The following is a 24,524-nucleotide window of genomic DNA, read 5'->3' as shown; positions in this document are numbered from 1 at the left end:
CCTCTTCTAGATTTGCGTGGCGAGCCGCGCGACGGTTTCTAGTTTGTCGCGATCCGCGCGACGGTGTCGATCAACAGCGCGATGTCGGTATCGCGCGACAGGCGGTGGTCGCCGCCCTTAACCAGCGTCACCTGCACGTCCTCGCTCGCTAGCGCGGCCGACAGGCGCAGGCTGATGTCGGGCGGCACGTCGCCGTCTTCCTGTCCGTGGAGCAGGCGCACGGGGCAGGCGAGGGGGATTTCGGCGTCGAGCAGGCGGTTCGCCTCGCCCGACTGGAAAAAGCCGCGCGTCGTCACATAGGGCTGGTCGCTGTAGGGCGTTTCCTCGACCAGTGCGCCCTCGGCCTGGATGATGGCCTTTTCGGCGTCACTGAAGCCCCAGTCGGTGAAATCGGGCGCCGCCGCGATCCCGACGAGCCCGGCGACCCGCGCCGGCCCGTCGCGCTGCACCAGCGCGAGCGCGGTGAGCAGCATCAGCCAGCCGCCCATCGACGATCCGACGATGACTACCGGCCCCTCGACCGTCGCATCGATCAGGTCGAGCACATCGCCCCGCCAGTCGAGCAGCGTCTGGTCGGCGAACATCCCGTCCGACAGCCCGCATCCGGCATAATCGATCAGCAGGCAGGCATGGCCTTCGGCTGCCGCCCAATCGAATAATGCGGTGGCCTTTCCGCCCGCCATGTCGGACATATAGCCGGGCAGAAAGACGATCGTGGGGCCCGCGCCCGGCGTGTGGCGGAAGGCGAGCCGCGGGCGGCCGGAGCGTTCGAGATAATCGGGGGCGGCGTCCACCGGGATCAGATCACCCAGTCGATCGTGCTCATCTGCGTCACGGCCTGCCCCTTGGCGCGCCGCTTTTCGACCATGATGTGGTTGAGCCGCTGGATCGTGTCGCTGCCGGTGGTGATGCACCAGCCGGGGACGATCGCATGGACGAGCGCGCAGAGGCCGCCATAGATCATCGTCACCCCGAATTTCGACGCGACGCCGAAATGCTCGATGTAATTTTCATCGACGCTCTTCGGGTGGTCGACGAACAGGCGCTTGAACATGGCGGACGGCTCCTTTCCGGCTGCCGTCGCCCTAGCGGGAGAGCCCATGCGCCGCAAGGGCGCGGCGCGGTTCAGTCGATAATCGGGCTCGGCCAGCCGATGCGCACCAGCGTTTCGTCGGGGTCCGACAGCGCGAATTCATACATGCCCCACGGCTTGTGCGTCGCCGCCTTTTCGCGTTCGAGGATGCGATCGCGGACGCGTTCGGCGAGTTCGGCGACGCGTTCGGTGTAGAGGTAGAGGCCGAAGGGATTCTGGTCGCGTTCGGGCCAGGTCGGGCCGGATTCGTTCGTCAGATGCAGCTGCCAGCCCTTGCCGTCCGCGAGCAGGCGATAGGTGCCATGGTCGCTCACGACTTTCAGGCCAAGCATTTCATAGAATGCGGTGCTGGCGTCGAGGTCGCTGCACGGAAGGATAGCGGCGATGCTGTGCGTCGGTGTGTCGGACATGGTCGAACTCCTGAAGTCAGGTGGTCAGCATAGATTGCGGGGGGATGATGACAAAAGCTTTCGCGCCGCCTATGTGGACAGAATGACGCGGACGCCGATCACGACCCGTACCACCACTACCCCCGCATGCCGGGGGCGGTCGGCCGCGGCCTGAACGCGCGCCTGCTGCCACCCGGGTTCGGGTGGCGCGGCGTCCTTCCACCCGAATTTTCGAAAGCTGGACGCGGCCCCTTCCGGTGCGCGCCGCCTTGTGCCATGGCGCGGACCAAAGCGATGAAAGACGGATTTCGATGAGTGAGATGCTGAAAATCAGCCTTCCCGACGGTTCGGTGCGCGACATGCCCGCGGGTTCGACCCCGGCGGATGTCGCGGCGGCGATCGGCCCCGGCCTCGCGAAGGCGGCGCTCGCGGCGCGCGTCAACGGCGAGCTTCGCGACATCATGCGCCCGTTCGAAGGCGATACCGAGCTCGCACTGGTCACGAGCCGCGACGAAGCCGACGCGCTCGAACTGGTGCGCCACGACTATGCGCATGTGCTCGCCGAGGCGGTGCAGAACCTCTTCCCGGGCACGCAGATCACCTTCGGCCCGTCGACGGGCGACGGCTTCTATTACGACTTCGCGCCGACCGCCGAACATGGCCCGTTCCGCGACGACGAACTGCCAAGAATCGAGGAGGAGATGCGCAGGATCATCGCCGCCGATCTGCCGCTGACGAGGGAAGTGTGGGAGCGCGACAAGCTCATCGCCAAATGGGCCGCCGAGGGCGAGAGCTTCAAGGCCGAATGGGCGGCCGAATTGCCGCAGGGCGAGGAGCTCACCGTCTATCGTAGCGGTGATGGCTGGATGGACATGTGCCGCGGCCCGCACCTCGCCTCGACGGGCAAGCTCGACCCGGCGGCGTTCAAGCTGACGCGCGTCTCGGGCGCCTATTGGCGCGGCGACCAGAAGAATGCGCAACTGAGCCGTATCTATGGCACCGGCTGGCTCAACAAGAAGCAGCTCGCCGAACATCTCGTCCGGCTTGAAGAGGCCGCGAAGCGCGACCACCGCAAGATCGGCCGCGAGATGGACCTGTTCCACCTGCAGGAAGAGGCGCATGGCAGCGTCTTCTGGCACCCCAAGGGCTATCGCATCTATCGCGAGCTCGAAGCCTATATGCGCCGCGCGATCGACGGCTCGGGCTATCAGGAGGTCAAGACCCCGCAGGTGATGGACGCCAAGCAGTGGGAACAGTCGGGCCACTGGGGTAAATATCGCGAGAATATGTTCGTCATCCCCGACGAAATCCCGAATATCGAGGATGAAGGCCCGATCGTCTCCGACGATGCCGAGTGGATGGCGTTGAAGCCGATGAACTGCCCGGCGCATGTCCTGATCTTCCGTCAGGGGATGAAGTCCTATCGCGACCTGCCGCTGCGCATGGCCGAAATGGGCTGCTGCCATCGCAACGAGCCGCACGGCGCGCTGCACGGCATTATGCGCGTGCGCCAGTTCACGCAGGACGACGGCCATATTTTCTGCCGCGAGGACCAGATCGTCGACGAGGTGCGCGATTTCTGCATGTTGCTCGACCGCGTCTATCGCCAGCTCGGGTTCGAAAAATATGCGGTCAAGCTCGCGCTGCGTCCCGAAAAGCGTTTCGGCACCGAGGAAATGTGGGACAAGGCCGAGGCCGAGCTTCGCGAAGCCGTCGAACGCGCGGGCATGGCGACCGAGGATTATGGCTGGGAAGAACTGCCGGGCGAGGGGGCTTTCTATGCGCCCAAGCTCGAATTCCACCTGACCGACGCGATCGGCCGCACGTGGCAGTGCGGGACGATCCAGTCCGACCGCGTGATGCCCGAACGCCTCGACGCGAGCTATATCGGCGAGGATGGCGAGCGCCACCGCCCGGTGATGCTGCATCGCGCGATCCTCGGCACCTATGAGCGTTTCATCGGCATTTTGATCGAACATTTCGCCGGCCGCTTTCCAACCTGGCTCGCGCCGGTGCAGGCGGTGGTCGCGACGATCGTCAGCGACGCCGACGATTATGCCAAGGACGCGGTGGCGCAGCTCGCCGCGGCGGGCATCCGTGCCGACAGCGACCTGCGCAACGAGAAGATCAATTACAAGGTCCGCGAGCACAGCCTTGCGAAGGTTCCGTATCTGCTCGTCGTCGGAAAGCGCGAAGCCGACGAGGGCACAGTCGCGATCCGCACGCTCGGACAGGACGGCCAGCGCATCATGCCGCTCGCAGACGCGATCGCGATGCTGAAGGGCGAAGCGACCCCGCCGGACCTCAAGGATTGAGCACCAAGCCGCGGCGGCGATGGCTGCGCTGGGCAGCACTGTTGGCGCTGCTCGGCCTTCTGTTGCTCGCCAAGGGTTATTGGAACGCGACGCGCGACCCGGTGGTCCGCACCGCGACGGTCGCGGTCGCCGACTGGCCTGCGGGTCAGGCGCCGCTGAAGCTCTTGCTGATTTCGGACACGCACGTCGCCGGCCCCGACATGCCGCCCGAACGGCTGTCGCGCATCGTCGGCGACCTCAACCGGCTGAAGGCTTACGTTGTGCTCGTCGCCGGCGATCTCGTTAGCGAGAAGCGGATCGCGACCCACATATACACCGCCGACGAGGTGGTGGCGCCGCTCGGCGGACTGAAAGCACCGCTCGGCGTCGTGGTCGCGCCGGGCAATCACGATCACTGGTTCGAACCCGATGCATTGCGCGGCGCGCTTGAACGGCATGGGCTTCGCGTTTTGCAGAATGAGGCGGTCAAGCTCGGGCCGCTGATCGTCGGCGGGGTCGATGACGAACATTCGGGACATGATGACGTGCCCGCGACGCTCGCCGCGATGGACCGGCTGGGCCCCGGCATCCCGCTCATCCTGTCGCATAGCCCCGACATTGTGCCGGCGGTGAAGCGCCCGGTCGCGGCGATTCTGGCCGGGCATACGCATTGCGGCCAGATACGCTTCCCCTTCATCGGCGCGCTGACCTATGTGTCGCGCTATGGCGACCGCTTCGCCTGCGGCGACATAAGCGACGGGGGCCAGCGCGTCTTCGTCGGTGCGGGGCTCGGGACCAGCCTCTTGCCGCTCCGCTACCTGACGCCGCCCGACGCGTGGTTGATCACGCTGAAACCGAAGGATCCGCGCCCATGATCGATACCCAGCACCTCGTCGGCATCGCGCCGCTGACGCTCGCCGGCGCGGCCGCGATGACCTTTGGCGCCGCCTATGTGCGCGGGCTGACCGGGTTCGGTATGGCGATCATCCTCGTGCCGCTGCTCGGCATCCTGATACCGCCGGGCGAGGCGGTGGTGATGGGGATATTGTTGCAACTGCTGATCGGCCCCGTCGGAATCGGGCATATCATCGCCGACGCCGACCGCGAGACCGCGCTGCCGATCGGGCTCGCGGCGATGGCGACGACCCCGGTCGGAATGTATGTGCTCGACCTGACGCCCGCCGACATTGCCCGGCTGCTGATCACGCTCGCCGCCGTCGGCGCCTTCGTCGCCGTGCTGCTGCCGAAAAAGCCCGAAGGGCATCGCCCGGGGCGGCTTGCCGTCGCGGGGACCGGCATCACGTCGGGCATCCTCACCGGCTTCGCCGCGATGCCCGGCCCGCCCGTCGTGCCCTTTTACCTGCGACGCCGGATCGACCCGAAGGTCGCGCGCGCGTCGATGCTGATGATTTTTTTCATGACCGCGATCGCGGGAACGCTCGCGTCGCTGTGGCTCGGCATCGCGACCTGGCGGCTGTTCCTGATGGCGGTGCTGCTGTTCGTGCCGATGTGGCTCGGCAACCATGTCGGCGCGCGGCATTTCGGCCGCGTGCCGCCGCATATCTGGCAGGCGATGGTCGCGGTCGTGCTCGGCGTCGCCGCGGTGTCGGCGGTGGTGCGCCTGCTGAACTAGAGGCTGCGCAGAGCCTGCGCGGGCTTCGCCGAGAGCAGCGGCCAGCTTCCCGCGATCCCGATCAGGAAGGACAGGCCCGCGCCGCCGAGCAAGGTCAGCCCGACGATCAGCGGATCGGGCGCGAAGTCGAATTCGAACAGCTGCGTCACGACATACCAGGCGCCCGCGAGCCCCAATCCCAGCGCGAGGACCGCGAGGATCGCCGCGAGCACCGCATATTCCATGCCCTGTGCGCCCAATATCTGGCCGCGCGTCGCGCCGAGCAGCTTCAGGATCACGCTGTCATAGACGCGCCGCTCGCGGCTCGCGGCGATCGCGCCGATCAGCACCGCGATACCGGCGAGGATCGCGATGCTCGCCGCCGCGGCGATCGCCTGGCTCATCTGCGTGAGCAATGTCGTTACCTGCGACACGACATCGCGCACCGCGATCAGCGACGCCGACGGAAAAGCGCGCGGGATGCTGCGCGACAGCGCGGTTTCGGCTTCGGGGCCGACGGCGACGGTCGCGACCATATTGTGCGGTGCGGCGTCGAAGGTGCCGGGCGAAAAGACGAGCACATAGTTGAGGCCGAAATTGTCCCAGTTGACGGTGCGGAAAGAGGCGACCTTCGCCTGCACCTCGACCCCCAGCACATTGACCGAGAGCGTGTCGCCGAGCCCCAGACCTAGCGAGGTCGCGACTTCCTGCTCGACGCTGACCAGCGGCGGGCCCTTGTAATCGGCCGCCCACCATTGGCCGCCGACCAATTCGCTGCCGTTGGGCAGGACGGGGCTGTAGGTCAGCCCGCGATCGCCGCGCAGCACCCATGCGCCCTCGGGCAATTCGGCGAGTTCGTCGACGCGCTGGCCGCGAAATTCGGTGACGCTGCCGCGCAGCGCGGGGATCATGTTGATTTCGGCCTTGGGATCGGCCTTGGTGACCATCGTGCGGAAGGCCGCGGCGTCGCTGCGCGGCACGTCGAGCACGAAAAAGCTCGGCGCGCGCTGCGGCACCGTCGAGCGGATTTCGGACGTGATGCTCGTCTGGATCGCCGCGAGCGTCACGAACAGCGTCAGGCCGAGCCCAAGCGCGACGACGAGCGCACCGGTCGCCGCGCCGGGACGGTGCAGGTTCGCGAGGGCGAGGCGGAAGAGCGGGCGCTTGGGGCGCGGCAGGCGGCTCGCGGTGCGGCGCACGAGCCAGCCGAGCCCGACGAGGATGAGGAGCAGCCCGATCGCGGCACCGACGAAACCGAGCGCGAACAAAGGCTCGCGCGCGGTGCCGACGGCGAGCGCGATGATCGCCGCGAGCGCGGCCGCGACCGCGATCACCGTGCGCCGGTCGATGCGCGCCGCGCCGCTCACCGTCGCGCGATAGAGGCCGGCGGCGGGAACGTGGCGTGTCGCGGCGAGCGGGGGCAGGGCGAAAGCGATCGCGATGAGCAGGCCATAGGCCGCGCTGACCGCGAGCGGCAGCGGATAGATGGCGACGCCCGGCTTGACCGGCAGCACATCGCCCGCGATCGCGCCGATGATCGCGGGCGCGAGCGCCCCGACGATCAAGCCGGCGACGATCGAGACGGCGGCGACTGCCAGAATCTGCAATCCATAGATGCGTGCGACCGTGCCGCTGTCGGCGCCGAGCACTTTCAGCGTTGCAAGCCCCGGGCGCTTGCCCGCGAGATAGCTCGCGACGCCATTGCCGACGCCGATCCCCGCGATCACCAGCGCGGCCAGCCCGACCAGCGACAGGAACTGCCCCATCCGCTCGATGAAACGCCGCGTGCCGGGCGCGCCGTTGCTGCTGTCGGTGATGTCCCAGCCCGCATCGGGGAATTCGGCGGTGAGCGCCTTGCCGACCGCTTCGGGGTCCGCGCTGCCCTGCAGGCGGACGCGATATTTGCTCTCGTAAAGGCTGCCGGGCTGGATCAACTGCGTCGACGGGAGGTCGGCGAGGCCGATGACCGCGACGGGGCCGAGCGTAAAGCCCTCGCCGAGCCGGTCGGGCTCTTCGGCGATGATCCCGTCTATCAAGAACGCTTTTTCGCCGAACTTCACGCGTTCGCCGACTTTGAGGTCGAGCCGCGTGGCGAGGTCCTTGCCGATCCAGATTGCGCCCGATGGCGGCGGGCCTTTGCGCGCGCCGCTCTCGAGCCGCATCGTGCCATAGAGCGGATAGGCGCCGTCGACCGCCTTCAGTTCGGACAGCAAAGCCTCGCCATCGCGATCGTTCGCCATCGCGCGCAAGCGCACGGTGGCCGACGGCACGCCGACGCGGCGGAAGCCCGCCATCTCCCCCGCCGTCGCTTCGCGCTGCGGCAGGCTGAATTCGATGTCGCCGCCGAGGATCGTCTGCCCGCGTACTTCGAGTTCGGAGGTGATGCCGCGCGTCAGGCTGCCGATCGCGGCGAGCGTCGCGACGCCGAGGAAGAGGCAGACCGCGAGCAGGCGCAGCCCGCGGATGCGCGTCGCAAGGTCGCGCCGCGCGATCCGCCAGAGCGAGGCGAGGGGGAGCATCTAGGCGACCCGCTCTTCGATCTTGCCGTCGTGCATCACGACGACGCGGTCGCAATGTTCGGCGAGTTCGGGGTCGTGGGTGATGATCAGCAGCGTCGCACCGAGCGCGGCGCGGCGCGCGAAGATCAGCTCGATGATCGACTGGCCGGTCGCGGTGTCGAGATTGCCCGTCGGCTCGTCGGCGAAGATGATCGCGGGCGAGCTTGCCATCGCGCGCGCGATCGCGACGCGCTGCTGCTCGCCGCCCGAAAGCTGCGCGGGATAATGGGTCAGGCGGTGACCCAGCCCGACGGCTTCCAATTCGGCGGCGGCGCGGCCGAACGGATCGGCGATGCCTGCGAGCTCGAGCGGCACCGCGACATTTTCGAGCGCGGTCATCGTCGGGAGCAGGTGGAATGCCTGGAGCACGATGCCGATCCGGCCGCGCCGCGCGCGCGCGAGGTCGTCCTCGTCCATCGCCGCGAAATCGAGCCCCGCGACATGGATGCTGCCGCCGTTTGCACGCTCGAGCCCCGCGAGCACCGCCATCAGCGAGCTTTTGCCCGATCCCGACGGCCCTAGCAGCGCGACCGAAGTGCCCGCCGCGACCTCGAGGTCGACGCCGCGCAAAATTTCGACGGGGGCCTTGTCGCTTCCAAGCGTGAGCGTCACATTATGGGCGGCGATCGCCGCGTTCGGCGATTGTCGTTGGGCGTCGGGCAAGGAGAGGACCCTTTGAAATGAGAACGGCCGGATGGCGCTCTTTCGCGATATATGGTTGCGCAATCGCGCTTTGCCAACCGCTCGCCGCGTGCGGATCGGCGGAGAAGCCGCCGGCTTCGACCAACGACAAGGGCGCGGTGAAGACGGCGCCTGCAATCCCGGCCGACGCGCCGCTCGTGATCGCGTTCGGCGACAGCCTTTACGCCGGCTATCAGCTTGGTCCGAAGGAAGGGCTGGCGCCGCAATTGCAGGCGGCGCTTGCCGACGACGGCGTCGTCGTGCGCGTCCAGAATGCGGGGGTTTCGGGCGACACGACCGCCGCAGGACGCCAGCGGCTGACCTATGTGCTCGACAATGCAAAGGCGGAGCCCGCGCTCGTCGTGCTGGGGCTCGGCGGCAACGACATGCTGCGCGGCATCGGCCCCGACCAGACGCGGGCCAATCTCGACGCGATGCTCGCCGAGCTGAAGAAGCGCGAAATCCCGGTGCTGCTCACCGGCATGATGGCGGCGCCGAACCTCGGCAGCGACTATGCGGACAAGTTCAACCCGATCTATCCCGAACTCGCGTCGAAATATGATGCGAGCTTCTATCCCTTCATCCTCGACAATGTGATCACCGACAAGGCGCTGATGCTCGGCGACAATCTCCATCCCAATGCCAAGGGGGTGACGGTGGTGGCCGAGGGGCTGGCGCCGCTCGTCGAACAGGCGCTGCCCGACGCGGGCTAGCTTCCCCGCGGCCCGAACAGGATGATCGCCGCGCCGCCGAGGCATATGGCGGCGCCGATCAGGTCCCAGCGGTCGGGTTTCGCCCCTTCGACCGCCCACAGCCACAGCAGCGCCGAGACGATATAGACCCCGCCATAGGCGGCATAGGTGCGCCCGGCATGTTCGGCATCGACGAGCGTGAGCAGCCAGGCGAACAGCGCGAGCGACGCCATTCCGGGCACGACCCACCACACCGACTTGTCGAGCCGCAGCCACGCCCAGAAGGCGAAGCAGCCCGCGATCTCCGCGAGCGCCGCGCCGATATATGCCAATGCGGTCATCGCTGCACCGTGGCCGGATCGCGGACAAAAGAAAAGGGGCGACCCGGCGGGCCGCCCCTTCTTGTTTCGTTTCGCTGTTCCGAACGGATCAGAAAGCGAGGCCGACGCCGACCGCGAAGGTGTCGAAGTCGCTGAAGTTCTCGATGAACTGATGACGATATTCGGCCTTGGCGTAGACATTCTGGGTCAGCTTGTGCTGGTAACCGGCACCGACATACGGATCGTCGATCTGGCCGAAGGTGTAGCCGGCGTTGGCATAGAGCTTGCCCGCGGCGCCGACCTTGGCACCGAGACGGCCGCCAGCCGAGAACTGGACATCGGCGCCGTCGACCAGCACCTTGTCGCCGGCGATTTCGGCGCCGCCGAACGCGGTCGAGCCGAGGTCGAAATCATAGCCGCCGGCGATGCCGAGCGTCGCGTCGTCGAAACCGCTGCCGGTGATGTAGCCGCCGCGCACTTCGACGCGGGCTTCGCCGCCTTCGGCAGCCATGGCGGGGGTTGCAACGATGGCCGTCAGGAGAGCGGCTGCAACTGCGAATTTCTTCATGTTGTTTTCCTTCTGCTTTCAATCGGGTCACGCCCTTTGGGTCGCGACCGGCCCCCTAAATGGCGTTCGCGCCTGTCGCTTCAATGAATGGATCGTTCAGAATATGACAATTTTCTTACCTGTGTTATTTTTACCACACGGTATAGAATAGGTATGCGATCGCGATCCGCGAAAATTGGCGGGTAACTGCGGTTGTACTGTCGGGTGATCGTTGCCCAGCGGGGCGGAATGCGCTTGGTTTAACCGAGCGCGACCTGCTTTTCCTCGGCAATGCGGTCGAGTTCGGCGCGTGTTGGCTTGGTCGCGGCGCTCTTGAGCTGTCCGCACGCCGCCATGATATCGCGCCCGCGCGGGGTGCGCACCGGGGCGGAGATGCCGGCCTTGAAAATCAGGCTGCTGAACGCGCGCACCCGCTCGGGCGTCGAACATTCATAAGGCGCGCCGGGCCAGGGGTTGAACGGGATCAGGTTGACCTTCGCCGGCAGACCATAATGCTTGATCAGCCGGACGAGCTCGCGAGCGTCCGCGTCGCTGTCGTTCTTGTCCTTCAGCATCACATATTCAAAAGTGATGCGCCGCGCGTTGTTCGCACCCGGATAGTCGGCGCACGCCTGCAGCAATTCCTCGATGCCATATTTGCGGTTCAAGGGCACGATCTCGTCGCGGATTTCCTTGTTCACCGCGTGGAGCGACACCGCGAGATTGACCCCGATCTCTTCGCCCGCGCGCGCCATCATCGGCACGACGCCGCTCGTCGACAGCGTGATGCGGCGCTTCGACAGCGCGAGTCCGTCGCCGTCCATCACGATCTTGAGCGCGCCCTTGACCTCGTCGAAATTATAGAGCGGCTCGCCCATGCCCATCATCACGATGTTGGTGAGCATCCGGCCGTCGGCGGTGTAGTGTCCGGCGGCATCCTCGTCGGCATCGTCATCTTCGGGATCGGCGCCAAAGCCGGCCATCGTCCCCTTCGGCCATTCGCCGAGTGCGTCGCGTGCGAGCAGCACCTGCCCGACGATCTCGCCCGCGGCGAGGTTGCGTACGAGCCGCATCGTGCCGGTGTGGCAGAAACGGCAGTTGAGCGTGCAGCCGACCTGACTCGAAACGCACAGGGTTCCCCGATCGGCGTCGGGGATGAAGACCATCTCATATTCCTGGCCGTCGGCGGCGGCGAGCAGCCATTTGCGCGTGCCGTCGCTCGACACCTGCGCCTCGCGCACCGTCGGGCGGCCGATGATGAAACGGTCGGTCAGCCAAGGGCGCATCGTCTTGGCGATGTCGGTCATCGCTTCGAAATCGGTGACGCCGCGGTGATAGATCCAGTGCCAGATTTGCTTCGCGCGCAGCTTCGCCGCCTTCGCGTCGAGACCGGCATCGACGAGCACGCCGCCGATCGCGTCGCGCGTCAGCCCGACAAGGTCGATGCGGTTGCCGCCGCGCAGCGGAACGGTGCCCGTCGTGACGGGATCGATATGGCCGGGAATCTGCATGATGCGCGGCCATATAGTGGCAAAGGGCCGTTTGCGCCAGTCCCGGCGACAAACGGCCCTTTTTGGCCGATTACAGCGACTTCAGCATCGCCAGCATCTGCGGCACGGTGCCGTTCGCCTCGGCGGTGCGAAGCGGCAGGACGTTCTGGACGAGGATTTCCTCGGGCGTCGGTTCCTGCGCGAACAGCGCCATCACCTCGTCGGCAAAGTCATCGAGCGGCATATAATGCTCGCGCGTCGACTGGCCGGGAGTCAGGTCGGTGCGCACCGCGGGCGGCGCGAGTTCGATCACCTCGACCTGGCCCTCGAGCTGGACGCGCAGCGCGACCGAATAGCTGTGCATCGCCGCTTTGGTCGCCGAATAGGTCGGCGCCTTGGGGAAGGGCACGAAGGCGAGGCCCGAGGTGACGTTGACGATCGCGCTGTCCGCCTGTGCCGCCAGATGGTCGACGAGCGCGTCGATCAGCCGGATCGGGCCGAGGATATTGGTGACGACCGTCGTTTCGGCATGCGCCAGGTCGCGCTTCGCGCTCGCATCCTCGGCGCTCATGATGCCGGCATTGTTGACGAGGATGTTGAGGTCGGGATGCTTCGCGACGATTTCCTTCGCGAAGGCCGCGATGGCATCGGCGTCGGTGACGTCGAACGACATGGCCGACATGTTCGGGCGTCCGGCGATCGCCGCGTCGAGTTTGGCGGCGTTGCGTCCGGTGACGATGACCTTGTTGCCCGCGTCGTGCCAGCGCTGGGCGAGCGCAAGCCCGATGCCCGAGCCGCCGCCGGTGACGAGGATGGTGTTGCCGCTGGTCTTCATGGCGCTTCTCCTTTTGGGGGTGGTGAGAAGGCTTAAATATTCCTACACTCTCCAAAGGAAAGAAGGCACCTGAAAGTGCCATAGTTACCAAAAAGAGAGAATTGGAATTTCTACCATGCCCGCCGCCGAAAAAATTTCATATGATCCGCATGCGCCCATCGATCCGCGCGTCGAAATGCTCGTCAACGAACTCATCGGCCGAGTCGCCGACAAATGGACGCTGCTCGTTCTCGAGGAACTGGAGGATCATGGAACCTGCCGCTTCACCGAGTTGTCGCGGCTCGTTCCCGGGATCAGCCAGAAGATGCTGACCCAGACGTTGCGCGCGATGGAGCGCGATGGTCTGCTGGTGCGGACGGTGCATCCGGTGGTTCCGCCCAAGGTCGAATATTGCCTGACCGATCTGGGCCACAGTCTGGGCGAAGCCTTTTGCGGGGTCTGGATTTGGGCCGAGACCAATCTCGACCGGATCGAAAAGGCGCGATCGGCCTTCGACGCGCGGGGGTAGGGCCTTATCGTTTCCGCCCGAATTGCCCCGGCACGCCGGTGGCGCGGGTGAGGCCGGGGCGCCAAGTGTCGACGCGCGGCGGGGGGATGATCTGGAACTCGGCCATGCTGTCGGCGGCGGCGATCTGGTCGTTGTGCGCAGCGCGCAGGCGCATGGTTTCGATCTCGCGGTCGGTCTGGATGCCGAAGCGCGTGCCCGCGACCCAGCGCACCGTCCCCAGCATCGGTTCGTGACCAGGCATGAACACCGTCATGCGCTCCCCGATCTGCAGGATATGGGGCCCCTGACCGCCGATTCCGGTCAGCGAGACGTTGCGAAGCGTGACGTCGAACCGGCCCAGCCGCTGGCAGGCGAGCGCCGCCTTGACCAGCCGCGACTGCCGCGGCTGGCGCTTTTCCTCCGGGGTTGATGAGGCAGGGGAGGCCTCGGAATTCGACATGCGCGACTCAGTATTTGCCGCCCGATTCCCACCTCGGACGGTTATCCATTTGGTCCCGGGCGCCAGTCCTAAACAGGGAAGGTAAATTTTCGTATATCGTGTTTGATAATTATGCAGAATTATATTGCTGTCGGCGCGCCTCAATAGGCCAGCGCACACCCGTCGGCACGCATCTCGCTCGCCGCGGCATAGACCCGCGTGTCGCCGTCCATGCGATGCTCGACGCATTGATAGCGACCGAACCCGCCATCGGGTTCGCCCAGCGTCCAGCCGATATCGGCGAGTTTCCGGCGGGTCGCCTCGGGCACGCCGCTTTCGAGCCGCAACATGCCGTTCGGGCTGAGGTCCGGCGAATCCTCGCCCATCGTTTCGGACGATCCCTCATGATGCCAGCGCGGCGAGTCGCCCGCCGACTGGATTTCGAGCCCATAGTCGACGCGATTGATGATGATCTGCGCCTGTCCCTGCGGCTGCATGTCGCCGCCCATCACGCCGAAGCTCATCCACGGCACCTGCCCACGCGCCGCAAAGCCCGGGATGATCGTCTGGAACGGCCGCTTGCCCGGCGCATAGATGTTCGGATGCCCGTCCTGCAGACTGAACAACTGCCCGCGATCCTGGAACATGAAGCCCAGTCCGTCGGCGACCAGCCCCGACCCCATGCCGCGGAAGTTCGACTGGATCATCGACACCATCATCCCGTCCTTGTCGGCGCAGCTGAAATAGGTCGTGTCGCCGTGGCTCGGCGCCTGCCCCGGATGCACGGGCGACAGCAGGCGGTCGGGGCGGATCAGCTTCGCGCGTTCGGCCGCATATTCCTTTGAAATCAGCCATTCGACCGGCACGTTCGAAAAATGCGGATCGGCATAATAGCGCGCGCGATCCTCATAGGCGAGGCGCTTCGCCTCGGCCTGCAGATGGATCGACAGCGCCGACTGGAAGCCCGCGCCCTTCAGGTCGAAATGCTCGAGGATATTGAGCATTTGCAGGGTCGCGATCCCCTGCGTGTTCGCGCCGAGCGCATAGACGTCGGTGCCGCGATAGCCGGTCTTGTGCGGCTCGATCCATTCGGACTTGTGCGCGGCGAGATCCTCGTAGCGCAGCCAGCCGCCGATCCGCTTGAAATAGGCGTCGATCGTACGCGCGATCTCGCCTTCGTAAAAGACGTCGCGCCCGCCTTCGGCGATCAGGCGGAAGGTGCGCGCAAGGTCGGGGTTGCGGAAAACCTGCCCCGCTGCCGGCCCCTTGCCGTCGTTCAGCCCATAGGTCCGCAGCGCATTGTCGACCTCCTCGATCCCACGGCTTGGCTGGCGGAAACCGGCGAGGCTGCGGCGGATATAATAAGCGATCATGTCGGGGACCGGCGCCCCCGCCTCGGCGTGCGCGATGACGGGCTCGAAGAGGTCCTTCCACGGCAGCTTGCCGTAACGCTGGTGCATCGTCCACCAGCCGTCGACCGTGCCCGGTACCGACACGCTGATCGCACCATAGGCGGGCAGGGTGCCGCCCTTGGCGCGGCTGCGCACGGTCGCGAGGTCGAGCCCGCGCGGGCTCTTCCCCGATCCCGCGAGCCCCGCGAGCTTCTTGGTTTTCGGGTCCCAGATCATCGCATAGACGTCGCCGCCGATGCCGTTCGCGGTCGGCTCGAGCAGGCCGAGGCACGCGTTGATCGCGATCGCGGCATCGACCGCCGACCCGCCGCGCTTCAGAATGTCGATCCCCGCCTGCGTCGCGAGCGGATGCGCGGTGCCCGCCGCGCCGCTGAGACCATAAGCCGCTGTGCGCGACGCGAAGCTCGCGCCGACGGGGCGGTCGCCGCTGTGGACGTCGGGGCGCACGAACCGGTCGGCGCCTTCTTCCCAGACCGGCGGCGTCGCGGCGTCCGACTTTGGCGCGGCGGGCGCGGCCTTGGGCTTCGGACCCTCTGCGAGGCCCGCTGTCGGCAACAGCGCGGCGGCGGGGACGGCGGCAAGGAGTGTACGGCGGCGCATGGGTTTCGGATCCCCCTCAGGAAAAGCCCGATTTTGCGGGATATACCCGCAATGGCAAGGCCGGAATCGGTATCCGATACGGTAAAGCGGGTGTCGGGGGTAACAAAAGGCCCGCCGCATGCGGAGCACGGGCGGGCCGGAAGGTGATAGGTTCAGGGCTTAGCGCAGGCCCGAAAAGTCGATGTCTCGGACACGGCCATAGCGGACGTCGCAGCTGAACTTGCCGCGATCATAATAGCCGCCGCGACCCCAGCGACCGCCGTAGCCGTCGCGCACGACGACACGGCCCTTCACCTTGTATCCGTCGCGCTTGCGGTCGATGTCGGTCACTTCGGTGACGTCGGTGCGGCCGTAACGGCGGCTGCCGCGTTCGACGGCGTTGACGCACTGACTGATCGCGCTGCGGCTGTTGCCATAGCGGTTGTAATTATAGCCATAGCCGTAGCGCGGATCGTCATAACGATAGCGGTCGTCATAACGGTCGTAGCGGTCGTTGTCGCCGCTCGACAGGATCGCGGCGAGACCGCCGAGGACGACGGCGCCGGCGATGATTTCGCCCGCGCTGATCCCGTCGCGGTCATAGCGGTCGCGCGCGGCGGCGGGGGCGGCGCTCATCAGCATCGCGCCGGCGGTGGCCGCACCAATTGCGGCCCTGGTCAGGTTGGTCTTGATAGCCATGGTTCGGTCTCCTCAAACAAGCGCAGGCGGCATGCGGCGGCCTGTTGAGGATGGTTTAGCGGGCCGGCCGTGACGCGGCGCTGAACCCGGCGCTTATCTGGCGTTCAGCCTTGGTTTTGCTGGCGTTCATCTGGCGAGCCTTTGCGCGGAGTGACAAAGCGCGGGCGGTAAAAGGAAAGGCCCGCCATCGGATCGATGACGGGCCTTGAGACCAGATAATAGGTGACCAGACCTATCTCACGACGCTTCAGCAGACGCAGCGCGGCACAGGCTTGCGTTTCGGTTTCCATTTCTTCTTCGCGACATAGCGTTTCCGCACCGGCACATTTTCATAATAGGTGCGCGTCGACGTCTCGACCGTCTCGGTCACGACCGGGGCGCCGTTGATGATCGTCGTGACGACGACGCCGGGCGTGTAATAGCCGTAGCCATAGCCATAACCGCCATGATGATAGGTCGTCGAAGTGCCGCCGGGGTAATAACCGCCCTGATAATAGCCACCCTGATAGCGGGTGCTACGGCTCGACCACCATTGTTCGCATTTCCGCCTGTCCGCGGCGCTGCCGATCGCCGAGCCAGCGAGCGCGCCCACCCCGGCGCCGATCAGCGTGCCCGCGGTGCGGTCGCCGCGGCCGGCAATGCGGTTGCCGGCGATACCCCCCACGAGCCCGCCGACAACCGCGCCGCCCACTGTGCCCCCCCGGCCACAGCGGCGTTCCATTTCCGCTTCGTAACGCGGGTCGTACCCGCCGCTATAATATGGATCATAGGCGGGCGGCGGCGGATAGCCGGCGCCATGGCCCTCGACCGTGCCCTCGTAGCGGCCTTCGTAGACGCGGCCGTCGGGCGCTTCATATGTACCGTCCCACGTGCCGGTCCAGCGGCCCTCGGCGTCGTAGGTGCCGTCCACGGTGCGATAGTCGACCTCGCTCGGCACGCGGTCGGGATAGCCGGTGTAGACGCGCGTATCGGGATCAGCGGGAACGCCATAATCGAGCGCAGGCTGTTCGGCGCGCGCATGGCCCGCCAGCAACAACGACCCTGCGGCCATCCCCAACAACACGAACGTGCGCATGACTAGCTCCCTGCTCCCTCGGCCCGAACCGATTGGTTAACAGTTTGTTAGCAAAATTAGCGCTCGTTCGCGATTCCGTTAACCGTGAAGTTTATGTCCCGATTTGACGCACATCAGGAGGCGAGCGAAGCCGCGATGCGCGCGACCAGAGCCTCGGCGCCCGCCTGGTCGGCTGCGGCGAAGCGCGCGGGGCGCGGGCTGTCGAGATCGAGCACGCCGACCAGCCGGTCGTTCGCGATCACCGGGACGACGAGCTCGCTGCGGCTGTCGGCGTCGCACGCGATATGGCCGGGGAAGGCGTGGACGTCGTCGACCCGCTGCGTGGCGCGCAGCCGCGCGGCGGCACCGCACACGCCCTTGTCGAGCGCGATGCGGATGCACGCCGCCTTGCCCTGAAACGGACCGAGCACGAGCTCGCTCCCGTCGAAGCGGTAGAAGCCCGCCCAGTTGAGGTCGGGAATCGCCTGCCAGATCAGCGCCGCGACGTTCGCCATATTGGCGATGCCGTCGCGCTCGCCCGCGACGAGCGCCGCGGCGGCGTCGCCCGCCTCGGCCCATAATTCGGCGGGATCGGTCGCCGAGAAGGTGAGGGCGTAGGACATTATTCGACGTTCAGCCCGGTCCACTTCGCCGCGAAGGCATATTTGTCGGCGGCTTCGGCGATGATCTTGTCGGTCGGCTTGCCGCTGCCATGGCCGGCGCGGGTTTCGACGCGGATCAGATGCGGCTTGTCGCCCGCGTCGGCATGCTGGAGTGCGGCGGTATATTTGAAGCTGTGCCCCGGAACCACGCGGTCGTCGGTGTCGGCGGTCGTCACCAGCACCGCAGGGTAGGACACGCCGTCCTTGATATTGTGATAGGGCGAATAGGCGAGCAGATTCTTGAAATCACCTTCCTTCGACGGATAGCCATAATCGTCGACCCAATAGCGGCCGGCGGTGAAGCGGTCGAAGCGCAGCATGTCCATCACCCCGACCGCGGGCAGCGCCGCGGCGAACAGGTCGGGGCGCTGGTTGGTCACCGCGCCGACGAGCAGGCCGCCGTTCGACCCGCCCTCGATCGCGATCTGGCCCTTGCCCGCGATGCCCTGCGCGATCAGATATTCGCCCGCGGCGATGAAGTCGTCGAAGACATTCTGCTTCTTGTCGAGGCGGCCGGCGTCGTGCCAGGCCTTGCCATATTCGCCGCCGCCGCGCAGGTTCGCGATCGCGAGCACGCCGCCCTTGTCGACCCAGGCGAGCCGCGTCGGCGAGAAGGCGGGGGTCATCGACACGTTGAAGCCGCCATAGCCATAAAGAAGCGTCGGCGATCCCTTGCTGCGGTCGAGCCCCTTTTTCATCACGACGAACATCGGCACCTCGGTGCCGTCCTTCGACTTGTAGAAACGCTGCTCGACGGTGAAATCGGCGGGCTTGAAGGTCAGCTTGGGCTCGGCGAAAATCTCGCTCTTTCCGGTCTGCGTGTCGAAGCGGTAGATCGTCGTCGGCCGCGCATAGCTTGAAAAGGCATAGAAGGTTTCGGGATCGCTCGACTTGCCGCCGAAGCCCGATGCCGAACCGATGTCGGCGAGGTTGATGTTGGCGACCGGCTTGCCGTCGAGCGCGACCATCCGCGCCTCCGACTTCGCATCGCCGAGGTAGGAGAGGATGATGCGATTGCCGACGCGCGACGCGCCGACCAGCGTTGCGTCATTTTCGCCGACGATCTGGGTCAGCTCGCCGGGCTTCTTGATGTCGAACGACACGATCCGCGCGCGCGGCGCGCCCTTGTTGGTGAGGAAGGTGAAGCGCGTGCCCGCGTTGGTCACATATTCCCAGTTATTCGCATAATCGTCGACGAGGGTGATCGGCTTTGCGCCGGGCTTGCCGATGGGGTGAAGCGTAAGGCCATAGCGTTCGTCGGTCCCTTCGGACGAGACGACGAGCAGATATTTGCCGTCGTCGGTGACGATCGCGCTGTTGTTGAGCTTGGGCTTGTCGGGGGTCGCGTGGATCAGCACGTCCTCGCTCTGCGGCGTGCCGAGCTTGTGGAAATAGACGCTATGATTTTCGTTCAAGGACTGGAAGGCCTCGCCGGCTTCGGGTTCGGGGAAGCGCGAATAATAAAAACCGCTGCCGTCCTTGGCCCAATCGAGCGCGGAGAATTTGACCCAGCGCACCTCGTCGGACAGGTCCTGTCCGGTCGCGACGTCCTTGACGCGCACGATGCGCCAGTCGGTGCCGCCGTCCTGCACCGAATAGAGGAGATGCTTGCCGTCCTCAGACGGATTCCATTCGGCGAGCGCGGTTGCGCCGTCCTTGGCCCAGAGGTTGGGATCGATGAGGATGCGGCCTTCGCCCTTCAACCCCTCGCGGACATAGAGCACCGACTGCGGCTGGAGCCCGTCGTTGCGGCTGTAGAAATAGCGCGTCCCCGCCTTGGTCGGCAGGCCGAAGCGTTCATAATTGTAAAGCTCGGTCATCCGCGCCTTGAACGCGTCGCGGCCGGGCAGCGTGTCGAGATAGGCGTCGGTCACCTCGTTCTGCGCCGCGACCCAGTCGGCGACCTTCGGATTGACGCGGACGTCATCCTCGAGCCAGCGATAGGGGTCGGCGACGTCGACGCCGAACTGCGGGTCGACCGTATCGCCGCGCAAGGTGTCGGGATAGGCGAGCGCCGGAGCGGGGGCCGCCGCTGCCGCCGCCTCGGCTGCCTGTGCCGCCGCCGGGGTCATCGCGAGAGCCGCGAGAGCGAGCGGTGCGGAAAGAGTTTTACGGGACATGGCAAGGCGACCTCATTGCGTTTAAGGAAATTATCGTGCGCCTGTATGTAAGGATCGGCAAGGGGCGAGCAAGGAATTAAGTGCGCGTCACGCCGGTTCGAGCGATCCGCGATAGGCGACGATCAACCCGGTGAGCGGCGTGGCGATTTCGACATCGAAATGAAACCGGCCGCCGGTCTCGGTTTCGAAGCTCGCCCCATAGGGCATCAGCCAGCGCGGCATCGGGAGGCCGAAAGCCGACCAGCGCCGCGGGATCAGATGGAGCCGGTCCCGCTCGACGACCAGCGCCATCGCAAACGACAGCACCCCGAACTGTTCGACCAGCAGATATTCGTTCCGGCCGACGCCGCGCGATTGGTGCGACGAGAAACGCTTGCCGGCGAAATCGCGGGTCCAGCGTTCGCCGCCGCATTCGGGGTCGAACGCGACGCTGAGGGGCGCGCGCTCGGCCGCTTTCGGAAAGCGCATCGTCGCGGCCGCGATCCGTGCGAGCAGGCCCGGGCCGCGGCGGACTTCGGCATGACCCCGCCACCGGCGCGCGGCCTTGTCGCCGTGAAGCTTCTTCAGTCGCGGCGGTAGCGTGTCGAAGGCGGAGCCGAGAATCCGGCGATAGAGCGGGGCGTCGGGCTCTTCGCCGCGAAAGCCGGTGTGGATCGAGCGGCCCTCGAACAGCGCGTCATAATCCGCCAAGGTCAGCGCATCGACGCTCGACCGCGCGCCGGCGGGGGGAGGGTCGCCGGCGAGCGATTTGCGGACGATCGCCTCGATCGCCATCGACGGAATATAGGGGCCGTCATCGCCCTCGGCCAAAAGATGCCAGCTTCGCTCGACCGTCCGGCCGTCGGCCAGCCCGCGTGCGCGAACGAACATGCCGCCGCGATGCTCGCCGAAGCGCATCCGGTTGAGCACGGCATAGAAGAGGCGCGAGAATGGCTCGAACGACGGCAGGCGGAAGCGCCTGCGGGCCTTGGCGAGCAGGTTGAGAATGCGATGCAGAATCTCGGGCACGGGCCCCGCGCCCATCCAGATGTCGGTCATCGCCGGATAGGCGCGCGGCAAAAGCTGGAGGTCGGGAACATCGACGAGCGAGAAGTGAATATTGTGCAGCGGCAAACGGCCGGGCACCGCGACGGTGAAGCGCATGCTTTCCGCGAGGCCGATGCCGTGCGAATCCGCTCCGCCGCGCCGCAGCTTCACCGGCGCGCCGGCGTAGCCGACGACCGCGCGCATGACGTTGAGGCCGATGCCGGCAAAGGGGGAAGGCGCGATGCCGCCCTCGATGCTGCGAATGTCCATCGTCCGCGCCATTTCGCGCAGCACCGCGCCGGTCAGCGCGGGGAAGCTGCTGACCCCCGACAGAACAAAGACGCCCGCCGCCCTGGCCGCGGCGTCGAAGCGATCGATGCCGAAGACGAAATCGGCACCATCGGCAAAGTCGAGATAGTCGATACCCGCCGCGATGCACGCTTCGACGACATGGTAGCGACCGGCGCCATAATCCTGAAACGGGCCCGAGGCGTCGACGACGAGATCGGGTTTCAAGCGTCGCAGGGCGTCGGCGATGTCGCGCCGGTCAAGTGCGCAAGGAACCGCGCGCGGCTTGCCTTGGTAGCGGGCGCAGAAGGCCTCGGCGCGGGCGAGGTCGCGGCCGCAGATCAGCAGTTCGAGGTCGGGGAGATCGGCCAGCAATTCGGCCAGCCGTCCGCCGAAAACGCCATAGCCGCCGAGAATCAATATCCTCATCGTCACAAGATGCGGTCCCTATATTCGGGCGGGGCGACCCAGCAGCTCTCGCGCTTGCCGAAGAAGCGGTATCGGTTGCGCGCGATCCAGCGATAGACGGGATCGCGCAGCGCGGCGGGGATCAGGCGGAAGACGCCGGCGAGCGCCCATGGAAAGCCGAGCCCCTGATAGATGGCGAGGATGGCGTCGCTGTCGCGCCGTACCCGTGCGCCTTCGACGAGGAGGAGCGTCGACGGATCCTCGGGGTCGACGCCGTGGCGGCGGCAGGTCGCGGCGCCGGCGACGCTCTGGATCGAAGCGAGCCGGAAATACGCCGCCCTGTCGCGGCGCAGGATGAAGCGGGCATTCGCCGAGCAGAGGACGCATTCGGCGTCGAACAGGATGACCGGACCGTCAGCCATCGCGAAACAAGGCGTGCTGATTGACGAGTTCACCCAGGCGCGGGTGGGTGACCCTGAGGTCGAAGGCGAAGCGGCCGGCGCCCAGATGCTGGTGCGTCACGATCGTGGTCCCCGGCGTCAACCAGCGCGGAAGGCGGAAACGGACGCGGCCGAGCTGCCAGAAATAATGGTCGGAAGTGAAGATCAACGCGTCGGCCTCGGCACGCACGGTCAGCGCCATGCCGAAACCGCCGCCAATATGCTCCTCGAGCCCCGTCGGCCCGGCGAAGCTTTTGGCGCTGTGGATCACCTGCGGATGCCCGCTCGCGCGGCCATAGAGGCGCGACCAGCATTGGCCGCCGTTCCCCCGGTCCTCGCTCACCGCGACCGCTGCGGGAGCGGGGCCGCTCGGTGCGAGCGGCAGCGGCGCGCCGATCGGGCGGCAGAGCTGGGCGAGCAGCCAGCCGGCGCGCGAGAGGCGCGTCCAGACGATCTCGCCGCTGTAGGTCGCGGCCGCGGCGCCCGTCAGGCGCTTGCTGAAACGGCGGCGAACGTCCTCGGGGAGCGCGTCCCATGCGGCGCGCGGGACGAGGCGGCGGAAGCGGTAGTCGTAGAGCGCATCGTTCTCGTCGCGCACGGCAGGCGCTTCGACGGGTCTTTTCGCTGTGCCCCGCATCGTCTGCCTCCTACCCGGCGTCCTTGCCCTTGCCCGGACGCCAGTTGATCAGCTTCGTCACGCCCGCGCCCAATTTGATCAGCCGCATCAGCGCCGGTTTGGGCACCTCCAGCATCTGGTCGTGCCAGCGGCTCATCGTCGTCACGAAATCGAGCATGTCCGCGAGCCGCGCCTTGGCATCGCTGCTCAATTGCGGGTCGTGTGCGGCGCGCGTGACGCAGGCCTTGAGCGCCGCCTCGGCGGGATCGACCTCGCGCGCCTTGCGCCCCGCGGCGATGCGCGTGACCATTTCCCATATGTCCTTCTCGGCCGTGAAATGGTCGCGCCGGTCGCCGAGCAGCGGGACGCGCTCGATCAGCCGCCAGCCGATGAGTTCCTTGATCGAATTGGAGACGTTCGAGCGTGCGAGCCCAAGCATCTCGGCAATCTCCTCGGCGTGGAGCGGACGGTCGGAAATGAAGAGCAGCGCATGAATCTGCGCCACCGAGCGGTTGACGCCCCATTGCCCGCCGAGATTGCCCCAGTGGAGAATGAACTCCGTCGCGGCGGGGGATGGTTTTAAAGCATATTCTTGAATTTCTGTCATAACAGAAATATCGGATATAAGAGATTATGAGTCAAGTGGTTTGAACGGGTTTGGGAGCGACGGGAAACGACCGATTGCCGACATCCAAACAACGTGCCAACTTCGACTCAATGCAGATTTGGAGTGTGTGACCGATGATTGGTTCAATTCTAGTGGCCGCTGTGGCGACGGTGGTTCCAGTTTCGGAACGCCATGACGACGAAGCGGTGATGCGTACTTTCCTCGCCGCACTTGTCGCTGGCAATTCGGTCTATCTTGAAAAGAAAGCGCATGTTGAGTTGCGATACGATGCCGAATTTCGCGCTCGGCACACGCCGGGACGGTTAGAAACCACCGCTAATGCGGTCATAGAGAAAACGAAGGATTGTGATGTAGGGGCAGTAATGCGCGGCGTTGGGTCGCTTAACTATACAGTTAACTGGTGGTGCAAATATCGCGATGAAACCGAGGGTTCTCCGCTCGAAGGAGCCGCAGCGGTTTTGCGAGTGAGAAACGGATTGGTCGAGATCAGCAATTTCAGCTGGCAGGGACCTTATCCGGTGGCACTGAGAACGTCGAACTGAAGACTAAGCGTTCGCTCGCGCGCAATACCTGGTCATCATGCTCACGGGCCAACTACGAGGCCAACTTCCGCTTTCCACCCCAAAGCAGCCATGCTGTCCGCGCGGGCGCGGGCGCCGCCGCTGAACCGGACAGCACACTGGGACGGCGATCGTGCCCGGATCGCCGCCCCGGCTCTTACGAACCCTGCAACAGGGGCTCGCAGCTATTTGCGGATCGAACTGACCTGGATTTTCTGGTCGCGCGAAGCGCCGACGATCGCCAGATCGGCCTGCGCGGAGGCGATGCGGCGGGTGTCGCGGCGGCATTCGCGCACCTCATTCTTTCCTTCGATGTCATAATCGGGCGCGCTGCCGCACACCGTCACCACGGCGCGCCAGATGCGGCGGTCGAGCGCCTTGGCGCCCGCCTCGGTCCTGAGGTCGAGGTCGCGGTGCGCCACGGCGACGCTGGGGTTCGCAGGGGTGGTTTGCGCCGCTACGGGCTGGCCCGCCGATACGGCAGCGAGGGCGGCGAGGATCAGAAGCTTTTGCATCTTGTATCTCCATCGTCCGGCTCGGGGAGGAGGGGAGTAAGCCGGTGAGGCGAAAATAAGCGATCGCGCCGCGCGGCAGG

The 24,524-nt window shown here is 66.1% G+C and carries 27 protein-coding genes; 6 read left to right on the top strand and 21 right to left on the bottom strand.

Going from position 1 to position 24,524, the window contains the following annotated elements; translation table 11 throughout:
- Window positions 1-38: 38 nt before the first annotated feature.
- From VFG17_RS05230 to VFG17_RS05220, 3 genes are all read right to left on the bottom strand, one after another.
- The gene (locus VFG17_RS05230) at window positions 39-803 is read right to left on the bottom strand and encodes an alpha/beta hydrolase (RefSeq protein ID WP_325029079.1); all 765 of its coding nucleotides are present in this window, start codon (window positions 801-803) and stop codon (window positions 39-41) included.
- Window positions 800-1,054 (bottom strand): DUF6356 family protein, encoded by a 255-nt coding sequence (locus VFG17_RS05225; protein ID WP_325028407.1) that lies wholly within the window; start codon window positions 1,052-1,054, stop codon window positions 800-802. The genes VFG17_RS05230 and VFG17_RS05225 overlap by 4 nt, the downstream gene beginning before the upstream one ends.
- Window positions 1,055-1,125: 71 nt before the next feature.
- Window positions 1,126-1,503, bottom strand: coding sequence for a VOC family protein (locus tag VFG17_RS05220; RefSeq protein WP_325028406.1), 378 nt, complete (start codon window positions 1,501-1,503; stop codon window positions 1,126-1,128).
- Between the two features lie 290 nt (window positions 1,504-1,793).
- Between VFG17_RS05220 and thrS the strand changes: the two genes are divergently transcribed.
- From thrS to VFG17_RS05205, 3 genes are read left to right on the top strand one after another with little or no spacing between them, the layout of a single operon-like run.
- Window positions 1,794-3,797, top strand: a complete 2,004-nt coding sequence (gene thrS, locus VFG17_RS05215; RefSeq protein WP_325028405.1) for a threonine--tRNA ligase — start codon at window positions 1,794-1,796, stop codon at window positions 3,795-3,797.
- Window positions 3,794-4,651 carry a metallophosphoesterase gene (locus tag VFG17_RS05210; protein ID WP_325028404.1) on the top strand — a complete coding sequence of 286 codons (858 nt, stop codon included), beginning with the start codon at window positions 3,794-3,796 and terminating at the stop codon, window positions 4,649-4,651. Before thrS ends, VFG17_RS05210 begins: the two co-directional genes overlap by 4 nt.
- The gene (locus VFG17_RS05205) at window positions 4,648-5,409 is read left to right on the top strand and encodes a sulfite exporter TauE/SafE family protein (protein WP_325028403.1); all 762 of its coding nucleotides are present in this window, start codon (window positions 4,648-4,650) and stop codon (window positions 5,407-5,409) included. Before VFG17_RS05210 ends, VFG17_RS05205 begins: the two co-directional genes overlap by 4 nt.
- Here VFG17_RS05205 and VFG17_RS05200 read toward each other — a convergent pair.
- Entirely contained in the window at window positions 5,406-7,907 is a 2,502-nt protein-coding gene (locus VFG17_RS05200; protein ID WP_325028402.1) for an ABC transporter permease, read from the bottom strand. The two genes, VFG17_RS05205 and VFG17_RS05200, sit on opposite strands and share 4 nt — an antisense overlap.
- Window positions 7,908-8,609 carry an ABC transporter ATP-binding protein gene (locus VFG17_RS05195; RefSeq protein ID WP_325028401.1) on the bottom strand — a complete coding sequence of 234 codons (702 nt, stop codon included), beginning with the start codon at window positions 8,607-8,609 and terminating at the stop codon, window positions 7,908-7,910. It lies immediately after the preceding gene.
- A gap of 17 nt (window positions 8,610-8,626) precedes the next feature.
- On the opposite strand from VFG17_RS05195, the gene VFG17_RS05190 reads away from it, so the two are divergent.
- Window positions 8,627-9,340, top strand: a complete 714-nt coding sequence (locus VFG17_RS05190) for an arylesterase (protein WP_325028400.1) — start codon at window positions 8,627-8,629, stop codon at window positions 9,338-9,340.
- On the opposite strand, the gene VFG17_RS05185 is transcribed toward VFG17_RS05190, so the two are convergent.
- The 4 genes from VFG17_RS05185 to VFG17_RS05170 form a co-directional block, all read right to left on the bottom strand.
- Window positions 9,337-9,660, bottom strand: coding sequence for a YnfA family protein (locus VFG17_RS05185; protein ID WP_325028399.1), 324 nt, complete (start codon window positions 9,658-9,660; stop codon window positions 9,337-9,339). The genes VFG17_RS05190 and VFG17_RS05185 overlap by 4 nt on opposite strands.
- A gap of 88 nt (window positions 9,661-9,748) precedes the next feature.
- Window positions 9,749-10,207, bottom strand: a complete 459-nt coding sequence (locus VFG17_RS05180; RefSeq protein WP_325028398.1) for an outer membrane protein — start codon at window positions 10,205-10,207, stop codon at window positions 9,749-9,751.
- Window positions 10,208-10,446: 239 nt separating this feature from the next.
- Complete coding sequence (gene rlmN, locus VFG17_RS05175) at window positions 10,447-11,697, bottom strand: 23S rRNA (adenine(2503)-C(2))-methyltransferase RlmN (protein ID WP_325028397.1); 1,251 nt, start codon at window positions 11,695-11,697, stop codon at window positions 10,447-10,449.
- 70 nt (window positions 11,698-11,767) lie between these two features.
- On the bottom strand, window positions 11,768-12,511 hold the full coding sequence (locus VFG17_RS05170; RefSeq protein ID WP_325028396.1) for an SDR family oxidoreductase: 744 nt from the start codon (window positions 12,509-12,511) through the stop codon (window positions 11,768-11,770).
- Between the two features lie 115 nt (window positions 12,512-12,626).
- On the opposite strand from VFG17_RS05170, the gene VFG17_RS05165 reads away from it, so the two are divergent.
- The gene (locus tag VFG17_RS05165; protein ID WP_325028395.1) at window positions 12,627-13,019 is read left to right on the top strand and encodes a helix-turn-helix domain-containing protein; all 393 of its coding nucleotides are present in this window, start codon (window positions 12,627-12,629) and stop codon (window positions 13,017-13,019) included.
- Between the two features lie 4 nt (window positions 13,020-13,023).
- Here the strand turns inward: VFG17_RS05165 and VFG17_RS05160 are convergent, their stop codons facing one another.
- The 11 genes from VFG17_RS05160 to VFG17_RS05110 form a co-directional block, all read right to left on the bottom strand.
- A complete protein-coding gene (locus VFG17_RS05160) occupies window positions 13,024-13,458 on the bottom strand; it encodes a PilZ domain-containing protein (RefSeq protein WP_325028394.1) in 435 nt (144 codons plus the stop codon).
- Window positions 13,459-13,598: 140 nt separating this feature from the next.
- Entirely contained in the window at window positions 13,599-15,449 is a 1,851-nt protein-coding gene (locus tag VFG17_RS05155; RefSeq protein ID WP_325028393.1) for a gamma-glutamyltransferase family protein, read from the bottom strand.
- Between the two features lie 159 nt (window positions 15,450-15,608).
- Window positions 15,609-16,127 (bottom strand): hypothetical protein, encoded by a 519-nt coding sequence (locus VFG17_RS05150; RefSeq protein ID WP_325028392.1) that lies wholly within the window; start codon window positions 16,125-16,127, stop codon window positions 15,609-15,611.
- A gap of 104 nt (window positions 16,128-16,231) precedes the next feature.
- Complete coding sequence (locus tag VFG17_RS05145) at window positions 16,232-16,417, bottom strand: hypothetical protein (RefSeq protein WP_325028391.1); 186 nt, start codon at window positions 16,415-16,417, stop codon at window positions 16,232-16,234.
- Window positions 16,375-17,202, bottom strand: a complete 828-nt coding sequence (locus VFG17_RS05140; protein WP_325028390.1) for a glycine zipper 2TM domain-containing protein — start codon at window positions 17,200-17,202, stop codon at window positions 16,375-16,377. The genes VFG17_RS05145 and VFG17_RS05140 overlap by 43 nt, the downstream gene beginning before the upstream one ends.
- Before the next feature lie 113 nt (window positions 17,203-17,315).
- Window positions 17,316-17,804, bottom strand: coding sequence for a GAF domain-containing protein (locus tag VFG17_RS05135; RefSeq protein ID WP_325028389.1), 489 nt, complete (start codon window positions 17,802-17,804; stop codon window positions 17,316-17,318).
- A complete protein-coding gene (locus VFG17_RS05130) occupies window positions 17,804-19,963 on the bottom strand; it encodes a prolyl oligopeptidase family serine peptidase (protein WP_325028388.1) in 2,160 nt (719 codons plus the stop codon). The genes VFG17_RS05135 and VFG17_RS05130 overlap by 1 nt, the downstream gene beginning before the upstream one ends.
- 87 nt (window positions 19,964-20,050) lie before the next feature.
- Entirely contained in the window at window positions 20,051-21,706 is a 1,656-nt protein-coding gene (locus tag VFG17_RS05125; protein ID WP_325028387.1) for a DUF4166 domain-containing protein, read from the bottom strand.
- Between the two features lie 2 nt (window positions 21,707-21,708).
- Complete coding sequence (locus VFG17_RS05120) at window positions 21,709-22,107, bottom strand: thiol-disulfide oxidoreductase DCC family protein (protein WP_325028386.1); 399 nt, start codon at window positions 22,105-22,107, stop codon at window positions 21,709-21,711.
- Window positions 22,100-22,762, bottom strand: coding sequence for a DUF4166 domain-containing protein (locus VFG17_RS05115; RefSeq protein ID WP_325028385.1), 663 nt, complete (start codon window positions 22,760-22,762; stop codon window positions 22,100-22,102). Before VFG17_RS05115 ends, VFG17_RS05120 begins: the two co-directional genes overlap by 8 nt.
- Window positions 22,763-22,772: 10 nt before the next feature.
- Window positions 22,773-23,348, bottom strand: a complete 576-nt coding sequence (locus VFG17_RS05110) for a GbsR/MarR family transcriptional regulator (protein ID WP_325028384.1) — start codon at window positions 23,346-23,348, stop codon at window positions 22,773-22,775.
- A gap of 134 nt (window positions 23,349-23,482) precedes the next feature.
- On the opposite strand from VFG17_RS05110, the gene VFG17_RS05105 reads away from it, so the two are divergent.
- The gene (locus VFG17_RS05105; RefSeq protein ID WP_325028383.1) at window positions 23,483-23,911 is read left to right on the top strand and encodes a hypothetical protein; all 429 of its coding nucleotides are present in this window, start codon (window positions 23,483-23,485) and stop codon (window positions 23,909-23,911) included.
- 203 nt (window positions 23,912-24,114) lie between these two features.
- Here VFG17_RS05105 and VFG17_RS05100 read toward each other — a convergent pair whose 3' ends face one another.
- Complete coding sequence (locus tag VFG17_RS05100) at window positions 24,115-24,444, bottom strand: UrcA family protein (RefSeq protein ID WP_325028382.1); 330 nt, start codon at window positions 24,442-24,444, stop codon at window positions 24,115-24,117.
- Between the last annotated feature and the right edge of the window lie 80 nt (window positions 24,445-24,524).

The sequence above is a fragment of the Sphingopyxis sp. genome, assembly GCF_035686825.1.
GTDB lineage: Bacteria > Pseudomonadota > Alphaproteobacteria > Sphingomonadales > Sphingomonadaceae > Sphingopyxis.
Note: the sequence above shows the minus strand (reverse complement) of the source record. Positions and strands in the feature narration are given on the sequence as shown.

Bases quoted from the DNA above. Each gene is read 5' to 3' on its own strand.
- VFG17_RS05185 (WP_325028399.1), bottom strand. From the start codon at position 9,660: ATGACCGCATTGGCATATATCGGCGCGGCGCTCGCGGAGATCGCGGGC.
- VFG17_RS05135 (WP_325028389.1), bottom strand. From the start codon at position 17,804: ATGTCCTACGCCCTCACCTTCTCGGCGACCGATCCCGCCGAATTATGG.
- VFG17_RS05220 (WP_325028406.1), bottom strand. From the start codon at position 1,503: ATGTCCGACACACCGACGCACAGCATCGCCGCTATCCTTCCGTGCAGC.
- VFG17_RS05180 (WP_325028398.1), bottom strand. From the start codon at position 10,207: ATGAAGAAATTCGCAGTTGCAGCCGCTCTCCTGACGGCCATCGTTGCA.
- VFG17_RS05145 (WP_325028391.1), bottom strand. From the start codon at position 16,417: ATGGAAACCGAAACGCAAGCCTGTGCCGCGCTGCGTCTGCTGAAGCGT.
- VFG17_RS05105 (WP_325028383.1), top strand. From the start codon at position 23,483: ATGATTGGTTCAATTCTAGTGGCCGCTGTGGCGACGGTGGTTCCAGTT.
- VFG17_RS05130 (WP_325028388.1), bottom strand. From the start codon at position 19,963: ATGTCCCGTAAAACTCTTTCCGCACCGCTCGCTCTCGCGGCTCTCGCG.
- VFG17_RS05165 (WP_325028395.1), top strand. From the start codon at position 12,627: ATGCCCGCCGCCGAAAAAATTTCATATGATCCGCATGCGCCCATCGAT.
- VFG17_RS05170 (WP_325028396.1), bottom strand. From the start codon at position 12,511: ATGAAGACCAGCGGCAACACCATCCTCGTCACCGGCGGCGGCTCGGGC.
- VFG17_RS05200 (WP_325028402.1), bottom strand. From the start codon at position 7,907: ATGCTCCCCCTCGCCTCGCTCTGGCGGATCGCGCGGCGCGACCTTGCG.
- VFG17_RS05150 (WP_325028392.1), bottom strand. From the start codon at position 16,127: ATGGCTATCAAGACCAACCTGACCAGGGCCGCAATTGGTGCGGCCACC.
- VFG17_RS05155 (WP_325028393.1), bottom strand. From the start codon at position 15,449: ATGCGCCGCCGTACACTCCTTGCCGCCGTCCCCGCCGCCGCGCTGTTG.
- VFG17_RS05160 (WP_325028394.1), bottom strand. From the start codon at position 13,458: ATGTCGAATTCCGAGGCCTCCCCTGCCTCATCAACCCCGGAGGAAAAG.
- VFG17_RS05100 (WP_325028382.1), bottom strand. From the start codon at position 24,444: ATGCAAAAGCTTCTGATCCTCGCCGCCCTCGCTGCCGTATCGGCGGGC.
- VFG17_RS05110 (WP_325028384.1), bottom strand. From the start codon at position 23,348: ATGACAGAAATTCAAGAATATGCTTTAAAACCATCCCCCGCCGCGACG.
- thrS (WP_325028405.1), top strand. From the start codon at position 1,794: ATGAGTGAGATGCTGAAAATCAGCCTTCCCGACGGTTCGGTGCGCGAC.
- VFG17_RS05190 (WP_325028400.1), top strand. From the start codon at position 8,627: ATGAGAACGGCCGGATGGCGCTCTTTCGCGATATATGGTTGCGCAATC.
- VFG17_RS05205 (WP_325028403.1), top strand. From the start codon at position 4,648: ATGATCGATACCCAGCACCTCGTCGGCATCGCGCCGCTGACGCTCGCC.
- rlmN (WP_325028397.1), bottom strand. From the start codon at position 11,697: ATGCAGATTCCCGGCCATATCGATCCCGTCACGACGGGCACCGTTCCG.
- VFG17_RS05225 (WP_325028407.1), bottom strand. From the start codon at position 1,054: ATGTTCAAGCGCCTGTTCGTCGACCACCCGAAGAGCGTCGATGAAAAT.
- VFG17_RS05115 (WP_325028385.1), bottom strand. From the start codon at position 22,762: ATGCGGGGCACAGCGAAAAGACCCGTCGAAGCGCCTGCCGTGCGCGAC.
- VFG17_RS05125 (WP_325028387.1), bottom strand. From the start codon at position 21,706: ATGAGGATATTGATTCTCGGCGGCTATGGCGTTTTCGGCGGACGGCTG.
- VFG17_RS05120 (WP_325028386.1), bottom strand. From the start codon at position 22,107: ATGGCTGACGGTCCGGTCATCCTGTTCGACGCCGAATGCGTCCTCTGC.
- VFG17_RS05140 (WP_325028390.1), bottom strand. From the start codon at position 17,202: ATGCGCACGTTCGTGTTGTTGGGGATGGCCGCAGGGTCGTTGTTGCTG.